This is a genomic window from Butyrivibrio sp. (genome assembly GCF_017433805.1).
In the GTDB taxonomy this organism is placed as follows: Bacteria; Bacillota; Clostridia; order Lachnospirales; family Lachnospiraceae; genus Butyrivibrio.
On sequence record NZ_JAFRGN010000062.1, the window covers coordinates 23,643 to 39,207 of the forward strand.

Annotated in this window: 10 protein-coding genes; 9 read left to right on the forward strand and 1 reads right to left on the reverse strand. The window is 42.6% G+C overall.

The genetic code is table 11. The features are described 5' to 3' along the window. Positions 1-6: 6 nt before the first annotated feature. The 4 genes from IJI01_RS13795 to IJI01_RS13810 all read left to right on the forward strand — a co-directional run bounded on the left by IJI01_RS13795 (position 7) and on the right by IJI01_RS13810 (position 4,420). Positions 7-444 carry a type II 3-dehydroquinate dehydratase gene (locus IJI01_RS13795; RefSeq protein WP_292191616.1) on the forward strand — a complete coding sequence of 146 codons (438 nt, stop codon included), beginning with the start codon at positions 7-9 and terminating at the stop codon, positions 442-444. Between the two features lie 151 nt (positions 445-595). Beyond that, complete coding sequence (locus IJI01_RS13800; protein WP_292191619.1) at positions 596-1,966, forward strand: sensor domain-containing diguanylate cyclase; 1,371 nt, start codon at positions 596-598, stop codon at positions 1,964-1,966. Between the two features lie 44 nt (positions 1,967-2,010). Further along, positions 2,011-3,669, forward strand: a complete 1,659-nt coding sequence (locus IJI01_RS13805) for a sensor domain-containing phosphodiesterase (protein WP_292191631.1) — start codon at positions 2,011-2,013, stop codon at positions 3,667-3,669. Between the two features lie 13 nt (positions 3,670-3,682). Next, on the forward strand, positions 3,683-4,420 hold the full coding sequence (locus tag IJI01_RS13810; RefSeq protein WP_292191634.1) for a hypothetical protein: 738 nt from the start codon (positions 3,683-3,685) through the stop codon (positions 4,418-4,420). A gap of 66 nt (positions 4,421-4,486) precedes the next feature. On the opposite strand, the gene IJI01_RS13815 is transcribed toward IJI01_RS13810, so the two are convergent. Next, positions 4,487-6,124, reverse strand: a complete 1,638-nt coding sequence (locus IJI01_RS13815) for an extracellular solute-binding protein (RefSeq protein WP_292191637.1) — start codon at positions 6,122-6,124, stop codon at positions 4,487-4,489. 351 nt (positions 6,125-6,475) lie between these two features. Between IJI01_RS13815 and IJI01_RS13820 the strand changes: the two genes are divergently transcribed. From IJI01_RS13820 to IJI01_RS13840, 5 genes are all read left to right on the forward strand, one after another. After that, a complete protein-coding gene (locus IJI01_RS13820; protein ID WP_292191640.1) occupies positions 6,476-8,734 on the forward strand; it encodes a helix-turn-helix transcriptional regulator in 2,259 nt (752 codons plus the stop codon). 169 nt (positions 8,735-8,903) lie between these two features. Then, positions 8,904-9,839 carry an ABC transporter permease gene (locus IJI01_RS13825; RefSeq protein WP_292191642.1) on the forward strand — a complete coding sequence of 312 codons (936 nt, stop codon included), beginning with the start codon at positions 8,904-8,906 and terminating at the stop codon, positions 9,837-9,839. A 14-nt stretch (positions 9,840-9,853) separates the two neighbouring features. Beyond that, on the forward strand, positions 9,854-10,816 hold the full coding sequence (locus IJI01_RS13830; RefSeq protein WP_292191646.1) for a carbohydrate ABC transporter permease: 963 nt from the start codon (positions 9,854-9,856) through the stop codon (positions 10,814-10,816). 174 nt (positions 10,817-10,990) lie between these two features. After that, on the forward strand, positions 10,991-12,541 hold the full coding sequence (locus tag IJI01_RS13835; protein WP_292191650.1) for a carboxylesterase/lipase family protein: 1,551 nt from the start codon (positions 10,991-10,993) through the stop codon (positions 12,539-12,541). 20 nt (positions 12,542-12,561) lie between these two features. Next, a complete protein-coding gene (locus IJI01_RS13840) occupies positions 12,562-15,378 on the forward strand; it encodes a glycoside hydrolase family 3 protein (protein WP_292191653.1) in 2,817 nt (938 codons plus the stop codon). Positions 15,379-15,565: the final 187 nt, after the last annotated feature.

The following is a 15,565-nucleotide window of genomic DNA, read 5'->3' on the forward strand; positions in this document are numbered from 1 at the left end:
ACTAATATGAGAATTCTAGTAATCAATGGACCAAACTTAAATTTCCTGGGTATTCGTGAAAAGGCAGTATATGGCAATCAGGACTACAACTATCTCTGCCAGATGATAAGAGATAAGGCAGCAGCCGATGGGGATGAGGTAGAACTCTACCAGTCCAATCATGAGGGAGCTATCATCGACAGAATCCAGGCTGCTTACAGCGATGGAACAGATGGAATCGTAATAAATCCAGGAGCTTACACCCATTATAGCTATGCAATCCACGATGCCCTCAAGAGTATCGAGAACATAACCAAGGTTGAGATTCACATTTCAGATATCCAGTCCAGAGAGGAATTCCGCAAGGTATCTGTAACAGCCCCCGCGTGCGATACACAGATCTACGGACATGGCCTTAACGGCTATCTTGAAGCCATGGACTACATAAGAGAAGCATCCAAGTAAGATATTTATCTGATTTAGAATGGAACAGCAACCCATAGCAAGGACGCTAATTATTAAGAGTATCTAAACAGCATATATAGTTATCAAAGTATGGTATAATTACTGTATATGGCGTATAAATGTTCTCAAAAGCGATTCTTGTGAGGGTAAGATGACTAAGCAAAAAAGTATCTCTTTAGGTCTTATTACATTCGTAATTACTCTTGTTATCACAATGGCTCTGGCTGGCCTTTATGTCAACCGCACTTCCAGCTCCCGTAAAGAGAGGGCTAGCTTTATTGCGGATTCTATTGGCGACAGGATTGAAGCGGAGATTGATAACAGAGAGTATATCGCAAGAGTTTTTGAGATTCAGCTTCGCAGCAGCAATGGAGAACTTACCCAGGAGAGCTTTAATGCTATTTCAGATGCTCTTTTCAATGATTATCTTGATGTCATAGACATCTCACTTGCGCCGGATGGTATTGTGGAGTACGTCTATCCTTCAACATCATCTCTTCGTACAGGCTCAAATTTCTTTGAAGATTCCCGTTATGGTGTGTATGCGGATTATAGCAAGATGTCCAAGGTGTCAGTCATTATTGCACCTGCGACTTTGAATGACGATACACCAGGAATAATAATAACCAAGCCTATTTTCCTTGAGGATGAGAGCTTTTGGGGTTTTGCTACTGTTACAGTAGATCAGACTATTTTCATGGCTGATGCTGATATTCCAAGACTTTATGATCAGGGCTATGAGTATGAGCTAGTTGGCAACAATTCCATTAGCGGCGAGAACAGGGTAATTGTTAACAGCTCGGATAAAGAGCTAAAGACGCCTGTAGAATCCATGATCAGTACGGTAGGTGGTGCGTTCTGGACTCTTTATATCGCACCTGCCAAAGACTGGATCAGATGGCCGGAGGTTCTCAGTGCAACGGCAATTGCCTTTGTTATTAGTGCACTGGCAGCGCTCTTTATGTATGCATATATGAACATGCAGGCCAATGCCAAGGAGCTGGAGGTGCTCTCTTACAGAGATGCCCTTACCAATCTATACAATCCCAGAAGTTATCACGAACATATGGATGAGCTCACCAGAAAGAAGCTTCCGTATGGCGTAATTTATATGGACCTGAACGACTTTAAGATGGTCAATGATACTTATGGCCACGATACCGGCGATGCACTTCTTAACATCGTAGCCAAGAGACTTCAGAACAGTATCAGAGAAAAAGACAGAGCGTTCAGAATCGGCGGTGATGAATTCGTGGTAGTTATCCACGGAACTCATGATAAAAAGTTCTATGAAGGCGTTATTTCCAGAATGAGAGACAACGTTGCCAGAGATGTTGTGATCGGAGAGATCAATCTCAAGGTTTCAATAAGCGCTGGTTATGCGAGATGTCCTGAGGATGGCAGCAAGCTTGAGGATGTAATCAAGAAGGCTGATGACGCCATGTACTACAACAAGAGGCTTTTAAAAGCAAGACGTGCCCAGGAAAATGGAGAGGGGGCAGCGTCAAAAAGCTCTAGATAACATGCTGTTTGGGGGAATAGCATTTTTGCTTAGCGAGGAGAAAAATGGCTCAAGGGACTTACGACACAATTAATAGGATATTTGATACCTTCGCAGTTACATCCAGAAGCCGTTATGTGTATGTTTATGACATGGAAAAGAATATTTCCAGATGGTCACTAAACGCAGTAGATTACTTCGGACTTACTGGGGAGTATATCTATAACGCGTCATCAGTTTGGGAGAACAGAATCCATCCTGATGACAGAGACAACTATAACGAATACATACAGGCTAGTTTTGCCGGTAAAAAAGTTAATCCCAACATCGAATACAGAGCCAAGAATAAAAATGGAGAATACGTTGTCTGCTCCTGCAGAGGCGTCGTTATCAAGGATTACGCTGGTAAGCCTGTGTTTTACGCTTGTTCCATCATCAACAAGGGAATTGTTGATAATAATGACCCGATAACTCTTTTGCCTAATCACTATGAGATGCTCAACCACATGAGACAGCTCAAGCTCAAGAAAAAAGAGTATGCCATACTGATGATCAATTTCATGGACTTTGGTGACATCAACAGAAGGTATGGCTATGGAATTGGTAACAATATCCTGAGGGCAACAGCCAAGAAGCTGATCAGTGAGGCAGCAGATGTGGGCAAGGTATACAGAGGAGAAGGAACGACACTTGCCCTTATTTCAGAGACCATGTCCATAGACGACATCAAGAAATTCTATGGTCGCATGAGGAGCTTCACCAGAGAAGCCCTTGCAATAAATGGTAAAAAAGTTGGTGCCGAGATTGGCGGTGGAGTAATCCTTGCTGCTGACTTTGAGGTAGATGAGCATTCAATATACACAAGCGCCAAGTATGCGCTGAATTTCTCCAAGCATCAGAGACACGGTAATCTTATCATCTTCCATAACGATGAGCTTGATAACAAAAAGAGCAATATCGATATGGTAGATGCAGTCAGAAACAGCGTTATTAACGGAATGGATGGCTTTTACCTTGAATATCAGCCTATCGTTTCTTCTGTTGATGGCAGATTAGTGGGAATGGAAGTTTTTGTCAGATGGCAAAAAGAGCCATTTGGAAGCGTTTCTCCTGCTGAATTCGTACCGTGGCTTGAACAGGATCAGGTCTTTTACAATCTGGGCAACTGGATTTTGGAAAATGCCCTTAAGGATGCAACAGAGATCAGGAGAAACATAAGAGATTTCTATCTCAGTGTTAACCTTGCATTTATGCAGCTTGAGAGGTCAGAGTTCAGAACCACACTGATAGATATCCTTCGCAAGACCGGCTATCCTTCAACGGGACTGTGCCTTGAGCTTACATCGGGCAGCAGACAGCTCTCTATCGAGCATCTGGAGAGTCAGGTTGAGTTCCTTAAGGCCTGCGGAGTCAGAATAGGACTTGATGTTACAGATTTTGCTTCCCTTGACTACGCAAGACAGCTGCCAATTGACCTGGTTAACATCGTTCCTGCCCTTACTGAGAACATCAGCAAGAACATGACCAACAAGTATGTGATTGAGAGCATAACATCTTTTACCCACAGACTTCACATCAGAACCTGCTTTACAGGAATAGAAGATGAGGAGACAGCTCAGATCGCCAGACAGTACCCAGTATCTGATCTTATGGGCTACTACTATGGCAGACCATGCAGAATAGAAGCTTTCAAACAGCTTGAGCTATACAAAAACGCTTTATAAAGGACACTATTAGATGAGTAGAACCTTCAGGTACATTCAAAATGATGACGTTCTTAAGTCTTTTAAAGAGTTCAGGGATACCCTGCTCTCTGAGAGGCCTGTTATCATTGCGCGCCATGGGGACTATTCTCTTTATTTGGAAAAGAAATCCGATACCGAGTTAGGTCTTCGAATAATGAACGAAGAAAAAAAGACACTCGTATTAGAGAGAAGCTATGATATCAATAAAAACTCCAATGCGCTCATATCCAGAGGAGTACGACATGCGTGTCAGAAAATGTCAGAGCTTAGTGACGTAGACGTCAATGCCAAGAGACTTCAGATTTGGAAGTGGTTCCTTATGGAGTGGCAAACTGCTCACAAGGAATCTGCCGATGATCTCATCAATAAAGAAATTGAATGGGACGAAGAGACAGTAAACAGGGAAAAAGACCTGATGGATATGGAGGTTTTTTTACATGGTGAGTACTTAAATCTTGGTAATACACTGGCACTTATCGACAAATACCTGTCTGATGAGCACCATAAAGAGAGCTTCAGGAAGTTTGCCATAGCAGACATCATGGAAATGACCAGTGAAGACACCAAGGACAGGTCTATAGCAGAAGCAGAGAAACGTAGCCAGGAAGAGGGACACAAGCTTCATACTTATCAGTTTATAGTAAGTGTCGAAGCTACAGACAAAGAAAAAGCCCGCATGGCGCTTATGAACTATCTTGCAGGAGATGAGAGAATCTCAGTGCAGAAGTAACAATAGAAAATCAAAAAATAAGGTCTGACAACAATTAAGTTGCCAGACCTCTTTTAATGGAGAATATTATTTATTGAAACGGTCAAGAGCAGACTGCTTGAGCTCTACAACTCTTTCGAGGTTCATGCTCTTTACAGTTTCGATGAACTCATCATATTCATCGAGGCTCTTTGAACCAGTAACAAATGAGAGAAGGTTCTCTTGAATGTAAGTGCTAAGATCTGAGAAGATGTCAGAGTACTCAGCTGTCTCTTCAAGTGTAAGTGATGCGTATGAAGGATAGTAAGTAGCTGTGTGATCGAAATCATCCCATGTGTAGCACATCTTGAAGTCGTCCTCAGATACGAACTGAAGCTCTCTCTCCCAATCGTAGTAGATACCAGGCCATGAAGGCTCGTATGTGTAGATACGCATTGCTTCGTCGTATGAAAGGCCATCAGCATTGTTAGAGATAACATCTGTGAATACAGGCTTGCCATCTACCATGTTGAAGGTCTCGCCCTCTTTACCATAGTTTCCGAAAAGAGCTCCCTCTTCTGTGTACATGTAGTCGATCCACTTAAGTACAAGCTCAGGATTCTTACAGTCAGCAGAGATAACCCATGAAGCGTTTGTATCAGGAACTACGTAACCAGCCTTAAGTGTGTCACCAGCGTTCTTTACAGGGCTCTTAAGAGCTGTGAAAGAAGCGTTCTCATTGTTCATTGAAGGAAGGAACAATGCTGAAGGAATTGTGTACATTGTGCATGTAACACCTGTGTTGTTGTTAGCGATAAGAACTGAGTTGCCCCAGAAGTTTGTCTCAGAAGCGAAGTCTGGATCAAGAAGTCCCTCGTTGTACCATCTGTTGAGGAGTGTAAGGAACTCACGAACCTTCTCAGGCTCATCAAGAAGTGCCTGCTTAACCTTGCCATCTTCCTGATAGAAATCATTTATGTTGTATACGCCCATACCATAGCCAAGGTTCCAAAGGAATGTAGGAACTGTGCTAAGTGGAGCAGAAGCGCCATACTTCTCTTTAAATGTCTTGAGCATGTTCTCCCAGTCATCATATGTCTCTGGTGTGCTAAGTCCGCACTCATCAAGCCAGTCCTGACGAACTACATAACCAAAGAATGAAGGCTGTGAAGTCTGAAGAATTGAGTAGATCTGAACATATCTGCCGCCATCTGTTACAGCTGCCTTCTGAACGTTCTCGCTGGACTTTGAAAGTGCCTCGAGATAGTGAGGAGCATATTTAGGAAGAAGATCTGTAAGATCAAGGAAATATCCATCTTCTACTGCAGCATCAAGACCATCCTTGTATGCTACGTTCTGTGTTGCACTGTAGTACATAACATCTGGAAGATTTCCTGATGTAAATAATAAGTTGAACTGCTCTGACTCTGTCTGAGCTGCTGGAACCTGCCATTCAACATGTACGTTTGTACGAGCTTCAAGTTCCTGATAATATGGATTGTTGTTGTAGTCACCACCATTTTTTGCCATTGCTGTGGTGTCGTTTGTCATCCATACTGTGATGGTTTCTTTTTCATCTGTAAGAGGAAGTGTTAATTCCCCTGCTTCTGCTACTGCCTCCCCAGCAGCTGCAGCGGCAGTTGTTTCAGATGATTTTGCTGCTGGCTCTGAAGATGATCCGCATCCTGCGATAACAGATGATGTCATGATCAGAGAGAGCAAAAGAGCTATACCCTTTTTTTTCATTTGTGTTACCCTCCTAAGTGTTTCATTTTCGCATTTATTATTTGGTTGGTTAAATGCGATGGTTTTGCACCGGTGATTTGTTTGTGAGCTCAGTATAATTTTGGAGGCAATATTCTCACAAGAGCTAGTTTTTTTATCGGGTATTATTTTTGATAAAATGGTGCACCCAAAAATTGATTTTATGTTCTATTTATTGATTTTATGCGGTTTTCACAAGGTGTTTTCGAAATTTTTTCTTTTTCTTTTGACCTATTATGATACAATATTTTAGCGCAAAAGACAGTTTGAAAATTTATCCTATGACAAAATTGATACGACTTTTGCAATTATTTATTATCGGAGATATGGATAATGAAAACCAATAAAAAAATTGGTGGTAACATTTTTAAATCAATAATGAGTTCCTACATTGTAATATGTCTGATTGTATTAGCTGGAACAATGGCTGGATATATTTACAATTATAAGGTGATCGATAACAATATAGCATCCCTTGCCCAACAGAGAGCGGTGATCACGGCTGCTAATCTTGATAAAGAGTTTGAACAGTATCGTTCTTCTCTTAGTAGCACTGCTACAGATACCAGATTTATCAAGACATTGGATATGACCTCTGCTGAAATTGGCAGGGAAGTGGCTGTTCTAACAGGGCTCAAGGACGTACTTGTGGACAATATGGACCGTGGTACTATCAAGGATGCTCATATTTATTACTTTGATAAAGATTCGATGATGTCGCTCTACTCAAGGTACTGGGATTCCAGTGTAGTGGACTCTTATATAAACAGTATTGGAATGTCCAAGGAAGAATTTTTGGATTGTGTGGATTTTACTGGAATTGTCCAGGGGACAATTTTTGAGGATGGCAAAATCTGGATCATGCAGAATGTTTATGATAACCATTATGAAAAAAAGGCGGTTATCGTTGTTGAAGGCATGATGAGCGATATTGATGTTGGAGAAGCCAAAGAGAGTGTTACAGTACTAACTGACGCAGCGGAAATGGTGTATATCTCAGATTCATCCAGGCACAATCTCTCTGAGGATGTGCTTTCTACAGAAAATGCCCGCATAGATAAGGACGGTTACTACTATGTGAGAGCAGATCTATCAACAATGCCCTGGTATTGCTATGTCGGGGCACCCAAGACCAGCCTGTACAGGGAAGTAAGGATATTCTGGATAATCATTGTAATTGAGCTTGTCGGAGCTCTTATACTAATTATTTTCCTGTCCTTCAAATCCACTTCCAGACTGTGGAAACCGATGCAGGAGCTGCTGGATGTCATTCAGGAGCAGGAAAATGCAGGCTTCATGGAGACCTTTAAGGGAGTCAACGACAAGGTTTCCCAAATTGTGTCTGAGAACTCTCTGATGCAGAAAAATGTGACCAAGCTTGAGCCATATATGTATGAGAGCAGGATCAGAAGAGTTCTGGATGGCGATATCAGTAACGAAGAGTCTGTAGTTAAGACCTTTAGTGATTTTACTGGCGTTTCAGAGGGACATCCATGGTCAGTTATTCTTGTCAGACCTCAGAGTGTTAAGCAGGGAGAGCTTATTAATAAGAAAGGGGCTATCGGAGTAGACAGCACAGATAAAGACATTATGTCTTTTACCCTTAAAAATATTATTGATGAGCTTACAGAAACTGACAGCAGCAGAGTTTACAAGTACGGTAATGATTACCTTATATTCAGTGCTATTAATAACCCTGATAAAAGAGAACTCTTAGAGCAAAAACTCAACGAAATGAGGGATTTCTATGAGTCAGCGCTCCGAGAGCCAATCTACATCCTGCTTGGCGATGTGTATACTTCCTTTAGTGGCGTAAGAGAAATATATCTGGCTCTTCAGAGCGAGCTGGAGTACAGGATTTTCTGGAATGACAAAGTTGTTCCTGAGTCTGTATGGGTTATGAGAGGCGAGCAGTCAGAGGAGCAGATGGTTGAGTTCGACCAGTACACAGATACAGTTAAGATGATGCTCAACTGTCTTGAAACAGGTAACTTCAAGGAAGCCTATCAGATGCTTGATACCTATCTTGATAAGGCCTTTCCTCATAATAAGAGGTACCTTCGCCAGAATAATTACCGTATGTATGGTCTTGCATCGATCCTGACCATGACGATCTCACATCGTATGGAGAATGAGGATAAAGAATTTCTTGAAAAGCTAGGTTACGAAGAGAGACTCATGGATGTCAGCAACATGGAAGAGCTTCGTGAATCCTGTAAGGACATCTTCTCAGCCATTATTGACTACATGGAGTCCAAGGAAAAAGATGGTATTCCAGCCTGGATGGACGATGTACAGGTTTATATCCACGAACATTACACAGAACAGGGCTTTTCCGTATCCGGAATCGCTGATGAGTACGGCTTTACAGTATCTCATCTGTCTCGTACCTTTAAGAGCGTAGTCGGAACCGGACTTCTTGAGTATATCCAGAAGCTCCGTGTCGAGAAAGCCAAGGAACTCCTTGAAGGAGGCGCTTCGGTTAATGATGCGGCTGTTGGATCAGGTTATCTTGATGCCAAAGCCCTCACAAGAGCCTTCAAGAAATACGAGGGAATCACGCCTGGTTCCTATCGTGACAGCAAAAAATAAACATTGAAGTCAAAAATTGTCCCCCTCGGGAAAGCACAAATTGATAGCTTTAAATCAAAAGCTGGTGCTTTTTCGAGGGGGTATTTTTCGCTATGGTATTGGTATGCAAAAAACGAACCCGTTTTCCTAAAAGGGGAGGAGCTCGGGAATGTTATCAGGAGGGTTACAAATGTCTAAGGAAAAGAAATTTACGAAGGCGGCCATCGCCAAGGATATGAGGAGAAACTGGAAAAGATATCTTTTGGTATTGCCTCTTATTATGTTCTACATTGTGTTTGCATATCTGCCAATGTCAGGTATTCTGATGGCTTTTTCAGACTACAAGCCTAAGCTTGGAATCTTCGGAAGCTTGGTAAAAAGATTTGTAGGCTTTAAGAACTTTACAGAGTTCTTCGGATCTTTTTATTTCTGGAGACTTATGAAAAACACAATACTTCTTAATGGATGGAGCCTTATCATAGGATTTCCACTTACCATTATCCTGGCACTTCTTATTAATGATGTTGCCAACAAGCACTTCAGAAAAACAGTTCAGACAATCAGTTATCTGCCATACTTCATTTCTATGGTAGTTGTATGTGGTATCGTTGTTGATTTCTGTAAGACATCAGGTGTTCTTGGAACAATGATGACAGCACTCACAGGTAAGACTCAGAACCTTCTGGGCGTAGCTTCTTACTGGAGACCAATCTACATTATCTCAGATCTGTGGCAGGGACTTGGTTTTGGAACAATCCTTTATATAGCAGCTCTTTCAGGCGTTGATAAGCAGCTCTACGAAGCAGCCAAGATTGACGGAGCAGGACATTTCAAGCAGCTCATCCACGTTACACTTCCTGGAATCAGCCAGACAATCATCATCATGCTGATCCTCAGAGTCGGAATGCTGATGGCATCAAGCTATGAAAAGACAATCCTTATGTACAATTCACAGATTTATGACACTGCAGACATCATCGCTTCTTATGTATACAGAAAAGGTCTTATGGACGGCGATTACAGCTATTCAACTGCAGTAGGTCTTTTCAACTCACTTATTAACCTTGTGCTGATCGTTACAACTAACAAGCTCAGCCGTAAATATACAGAGACATCACTGTTCTAATAGGGAGGTTTAACATGGATTCATTATCATTGTCTTTTAAGGGTGATAAAGCAAAAGAAAAAACAGTTTTCTATACACCTAAGGAAAATAAAATAAAGAGCAGCATTCCAAGAAAGATTTTCGTTGCTTTCAACTATACACTTCTCACAGCACTTGCTATTGCATTTATACTGCCAGTTATGCATGTTTTCTTTTCATCAATAAGTGACCCATACTGGCTCAACACTAAGAGTGGCCTTGTTCTTGCACCTCACGGCATCAACTTTACAGGTTATCAGCTTGTGTTCAATAACAAAGACCTGGTAAGAGGCTTTGGAAATACAATTATCTACGTTACAGTAGCAACAGTACTCGGCATGCTGATCACAATTATTGGAGCTTATGTACTTTCCAGAAGAGACCTTCTTTTTGCAGATGTGCTCATGATGCTCATTTCTTTCACAATGATCTTTGGAGGCGGTATTGTTCCTTCATATATCATCATGCAGAAGCTTCACCTTCTTAATACAAGATGGGCCGTAATTCTGCCAGCGTGTGTATCTACTTATAACCTGATCATTATGAGAACTGCTTTCTCAACAGTTCCACCAGCACTTGAGGAATCAGCAAGACTTGACGGCGCAGGAGACCTTACAGTTATTTTCCAGGTACTTCTTCCACTTGTTAAGGCAAGCGTAGCAACAATCGCACTTTACTACATCATTGCTCACTGGAATTCATGGTTCCAGGCATCAATGTACCTTCAGAACAGAGAGCTGTTCCCACTTCAGCTGGTACTCAGAGAGATCCTTATCGTCAATGATGCCAACACCGCTGCGAGTATGTCCACACTGGATGCAGTTTCTGATGCTAATGCATACAAGCAGCTGGTTAAGTACGCCGTAATCATCGTGTCCAGTGCACCTATGATCGCTGTATATCCTTTCGTTATGAAGTACTTCGAGTCAGGAGTAATGATCGGTGCGGTGAAGGGCTGAGAGAACTTGGCGAGGTATTGTCGAGCCTAGTTCGAACGTCTACCGGCTCACGAAGTGAGAGCGGTAGGTTCCTTATTATCAAAAAAAGACACACGAATGTAAAAAATATGCACTTTGAAACCGGCTTGTAATGGGGTAATTTATTCTACAGGAGTTCACAAGGAGGGTATAAACATGGGAGTTTTTATACACGACGAAAGTACTATTGTTAGTACAAAGGCAGGTAAACTGCAGGGTTATTTTTACAATGGAGTTTATGTATTCAAGGGAGTACATTATGCAGAAGCTGAGAGATTCATGCAGCCCACAGAGGTTGAGCCTTGGGAGGGCGTAAAAGAGGCTACCAGCTACGGAATGGTTTGTAACCTGATGCACCAGGACAATCCACAGGGCGAGCTTATGGTTCCTCATGCTTACTGGCCACAGTCAGAGCACTGCCAGAACCTCAACATCTGGACAACAGAACTTAATGAGAACAGCAAGAAGCCTGTAATGGTATGGCTTCACGGCGGCGGATTCTTTGCTGGTTCTGCTATAGAGCAGGTAGCTTACGAAGGCGATTCTATGGCTACAAAGGGCGACGTTGTTGTTGTAACAGTTAACCACAGACTTAACATCCTTGGCTACCTTGATCTTGAGCCATTTGGTGATAAGTACAAGAACTCAGCTAACTGCGGAAATGCAGATCTTGTGGCAGCTCTTAAGTGGGTGCACGAGAACATTGCAGCATTTGGTGGAGATCCTGAGAACGTAACAATCTTTGGTCAGTCAGGCGGCGGAATGAAGGTTACAAGCCTTATGCAGACACCTGCAGCTGATGGTCTTTTCCACAAGGCTATTGTAATGAGTGGTGTTCTTGATCCTAGCTTCATGGGTAACGGCAAGACAGGCGGTCAGCAAATCGTATCTGGAATGTTACAGGAGCTTGGTCTTACAGATAAAGATGTAGAGAAGCTTGAGACACTTCCTTATCCACAGCTTGTAGAAGCTTACGAGAAGGCAGCAGCTAAGATCACAGATCCATCAGTATATAAGGGATGTTCACCAATGGTAAATGATTTCTACCTTGGCGAGCCTCACATCACAGGCTTTACAGAGCATGCCAAGACTATTCCAATGATGGTTGGTTCAGTTATCGGTGAGTTTGCTTTCATGCCACTTTTCTTTAATAAGTATGAGATGACAGAAGAGGAGCAGAGAGCAGTTGTAGAAGAGAAATACCACGAGTACACAGATCAGCTTATTGACCTGTTCAAGAAGGCATATCCAGGCAAGAAGATCACAGACCTTGTTTCACTTGACTGCATCTTCAGAGTACCAACAATGAAGCTTATTGCTGAGGCTTCAAAGAGAACAGAAGCAGAAGTTTATTCATATCTTTTTGCTTATGAGTTCCCAATTCAGCACGGTAAGATTGCATGGCACTGCTCAGACATTCCATTCTTCTTCCACAATGTAGACAGAGTTCCATCTGCCAATGTAGAAGGCGAATCAGATAAGCTTGAGGAGCAGGTATTTGCAAGCGTTATGTCTTTTGCCAGAACAGGAAATCCTAATAACGACAAGATGCCTCATTGGGATGCATCAAAAGAGGGTGACGAAGCAACATTTGTCTTTGACAAAGAATGTGAATGCAGACATAATTATGACCATGAATTAATTAAGGTTTGCGGAGAGGCATTTTTCAAATATGCTCAGATGGGATTTGGAAATGTCCAGCACTGATGTATTAGCAGGAGAATATTATGGGAAAAACATGGGATATTGAGAAGTTCAAGGCTACTGCCAGAGCAGCAGCTGCGGAGGGTATTGTCCTTGTCAAGAATGATGACAAGGCACTTCCTCTTAACAAGAACGAGAAGGTAGCCGTTTTCGGACGTAGCCAGATGAATTACTACAAGTCTGGTACAGGTTCAGGCGGTATGGTTAATGTTGACTATATAGTTGGAATCTACGAAGCAATCGCAGATTCTGGTCTCTACAAGGTTAACAAGACAGTAAGAGAAGCCTACGAGAAGTTCGTTGAAGAGAATCCATTTGATTATGGCGCAGGCTGGGCTTCAGAGCCATGGTTCCAGAAGGAAATGCCTCTTACAGATGCTTTCGTTAAGAGCGCTGCCAAGGAGTCTGATACAGCTCTTTTCATCATCGGCAGAACAGCTGGTGAGGATCAGGATAACAAGGATGAGCAGGGAAGCTTCCTTCTGACAGACGAAGAGACTAAGGCACTTAAGGCTGTTACCAAGGCTTTCAAGAAGACAGTAGTTCTTTTGAATGTCGGCAATATCATTGACATGAAGTGGGTTAAAGAGATTGACCCATCAGCAGTTCTTTATGTATGGCAGGGCGGACAGGAAGGCGGAAACGCTGTTCTTGACGTATTAAGCGGAGCAGTTAATCCATCTGGTAAGCTCGCTGATACAATTGCTGAGAACATCGCTGATTATGCTTCCTCTGAGAATTTTGGCTCAGATGTCAAGAACTATCAGAAAGAGGATATCTACGTTGGATATCGTTATTTCGAGACCTTTGATAAGGAGAAGGTTCTTTTCCCATTTGGATTCGGACTTTCATATACAACATTTGATATAGCAGCAGGTGAGTTTGCTTATGACAAAAAAGATGGCATTTCACTTGAAGTTCACGTAGCCAATACTGGCGACGTGGCTGGTAAAGAGGTTGTTCAGGTTTACGTTGAGGCTCCTCAGGGAGAGCTCGGTAAGCCAGCAAGAGCACTTGTAGCATTTAATAAGACAGACGTTCTTAAAAATGGACAGGCTCAGAATATCAGATTTGAGATTCCTAAGTACTGGTTCGCTTCTTATGATGACAGCGGCGTAACTGGCAATAAGTCAGCTTATGTTCTGGAAAAGGGCGAGTACACAGTATACGTTGGAAGCGACGTTAGAAGCGCTGAGGCGGTAGGAACATTTACTATAGATAAGACTGAAGTTGTTAAGCAGTGCGAGGAAGCTTACGCACCAGTTGACAGCTTTGAGAGACTTAAGCCACAAGTTAAGGGTGGCAAGCTCGTTAAGGGATCAGAGAAGGTTACTACAAGAACTCTTGATCCTAATGTTAAGAGAAAAGACAGACTTCCTGATGCTTCTCTTTACAAGTACACAGGAGATAAGGGCTACAAGCTTAAGGATGTGGCTGATGGCAAGGTTTCCATGGAGAAGTTCATTGCTCAGCTCTCAGACGAGGATCTTTGTGCAATGATGAGAGGTGAGGGAATGTGCTCACCTAAGGTTACACCTGGTGTAGCCGGAGCTTACGGCGGAGTTACTGATTCACTTCTTGGCTTTGGTATTCCAATCGCAAGCTGCGCTGATGGTCCTAGCGGAATCCGTATGGACTGCGGAACACATGCGTTCTCACTGCCAAACGGAACATGTCTTGCATGTACCTTTAACGAAGAGATTAACGAAGAGCTCTTTAGATGGGAAGGACTTGACCTTAGAAGACACAGAATTGATGCTCTTTTAGGACCTGGTATGAATATCCACAGAAGTCCTCTTAACGGACGTAACTTTGAGTATTTCTCAGAGGATCCATTCCTTACAGGTAAGCTTGTTGCTGCTCAGCTCAAGGGACTTCACAAATACAGTGTTACAGGCGTTATCAAGCACTTTGCCGGTAACACACAGGAGTTCAAGAGACATACTGTTAACAACGTTGTATCAGAAAGGGCACTTCGTGAGATTTACCTTAAGGGCTTTGAGCTTGCAGTAAGAGAAGGAAATGCAAGAGCTGTAATGACTACTTACGGACCTCTTAACGGTATCTGGACAGCCAGCAGCTATGATCTTCTCACAACTCTTTTACGACAGGAGTGGGGCTTTGACGGCGTTGCAATGACTGACTGGTGGGCAATGGGTAACGATGAAGCTAATGCTCCAGGAAGCTACCAGAACGTAGCAGCTCAGGTTCGTGCTCAGAACGACCTCAACATGGTTAACACATGTGCGGGCGAGAATACTAACCACGATAACCTTGAAGAAGCGCTCAAGGATGGCAAGCTTGAGAGAAGCGAACTTGCAAGATGCGCAGGTAATATCCTCAGATTCCTTCTCAAGACTCCTTCATTCCAGCACATGCTTGGCAATGAATCAGCGCTTGATAAAGAGCTTGCTAATGCAGTATCTGCTGAGGATCAGGCTCTTCAGGAAATGATCGATGTTGTAGTTGATCAGGATGTTACTGAACTTGACGTTAACGATATCAAGGTAGGCAAGAAGTCAACAACAGTATTTGTTATGACAACACCTAGAAGATGTACAATGGATCTTGAGCTTGTTCTCAGAGCTGACAATCAGCCTGATGTAGCTCAGCTTCCACTTTCAATCTTCCAGGATAAGATGCTTCTTAAGACAGTAACACTTACTGGAATGGACAAAGAGTGGCAGACAGTAACAGCTTCTCTGTATCCAGCATTTATCGGTAACTTCTACCTGAAGCTCTATTTCGCTAACGGAGGACTTGAGATCAAGTCAGCAAGACTTGTTAAGACCAAGGACTTAGAGGAAGAGTTCAAGAGAGGTCTTACAGAACTTAAGTAATTAAATAGGGTTCTTTTAATACAATTATTAGGAGGCTGCACCTGCGGGGACAGGCTGCAGCCCTTCTTTTACGCAAAGCCACTGAAATGAATATGTCAGCATTCGCTGACCAGTGGCTTGCGCGCGAGTAGGACAAGGCCTACTCGATTATTAAAAAATAGGGGTAAAGCAAAGAAAAAGAGAGGAA

Coding starts and splice junctions, on each gene's coding strand:
- IJI01_RS13840 (WP_292191653.1), top strand. CDS start 12,562: ATGGGAAAAACATGGGATATTGAGAAGTTCAAGGCTACTGCCAGAGCA.
- IJI01_RS13815 (WP_292191637.1), bottom strand. CDS start 6,124: ATGAAAAAAAAGGGTATAGCTCTTTTGCTCTCTCTGATCATGACATCA.
- IJI01_RS13835 (WP_292191650.1), top strand. CDS start 10,991: ATGGGAGTTTTTATACACGACGAAAGTACTATTGTTAGTACAAAGGCA.
- IJI01_RS13795 (WP_292191616.1), top strand. CDS start 7: ATGAGAATTCTAGTAATCAATGGACCAAACTTAAATTTCCTGGGTATT.
- IJI01_RS13800 (WP_292191619.1), top strand. CDS start 596: ATGACTAAGCAAAAAAGTATCTCTTTAGGTCTTATTACATTCGTAATT.
- IJI01_RS13805 (WP_292191631.1), top strand. CDS start 2,011: ATGGCTCAAGGGACTTACGACACAATTAATAGGATATTTGATACCTTC.
- IJI01_RS13820 (WP_292191640.1), top strand. CDS start 6,476: ATGAAAACCAATAAAAAAATTGGTGGTAACATTTTTAAATCAATAATG.
- IJI01_RS13825 (WP_292191642.1), top strand. CDS start 8,904: ATGTCTAAGGAAAAGAAATTTACGAAGGCGGCCATCGCCAAGGATATG.
- IJI01_RS13810 (WP_292191634.1), top strand. CDS start 3,683: ATGAGTAGAACCTTCAGGTACATTCAAAATGATGACGTTCTTAAGTCT.
- IJI01_RS13830 (WP_292191646.1), top strand. CDS start 9,854: ATGGATTCATTATCATTGTCTTTTAAGGGTGATAAAGCAAAAGAAAAA.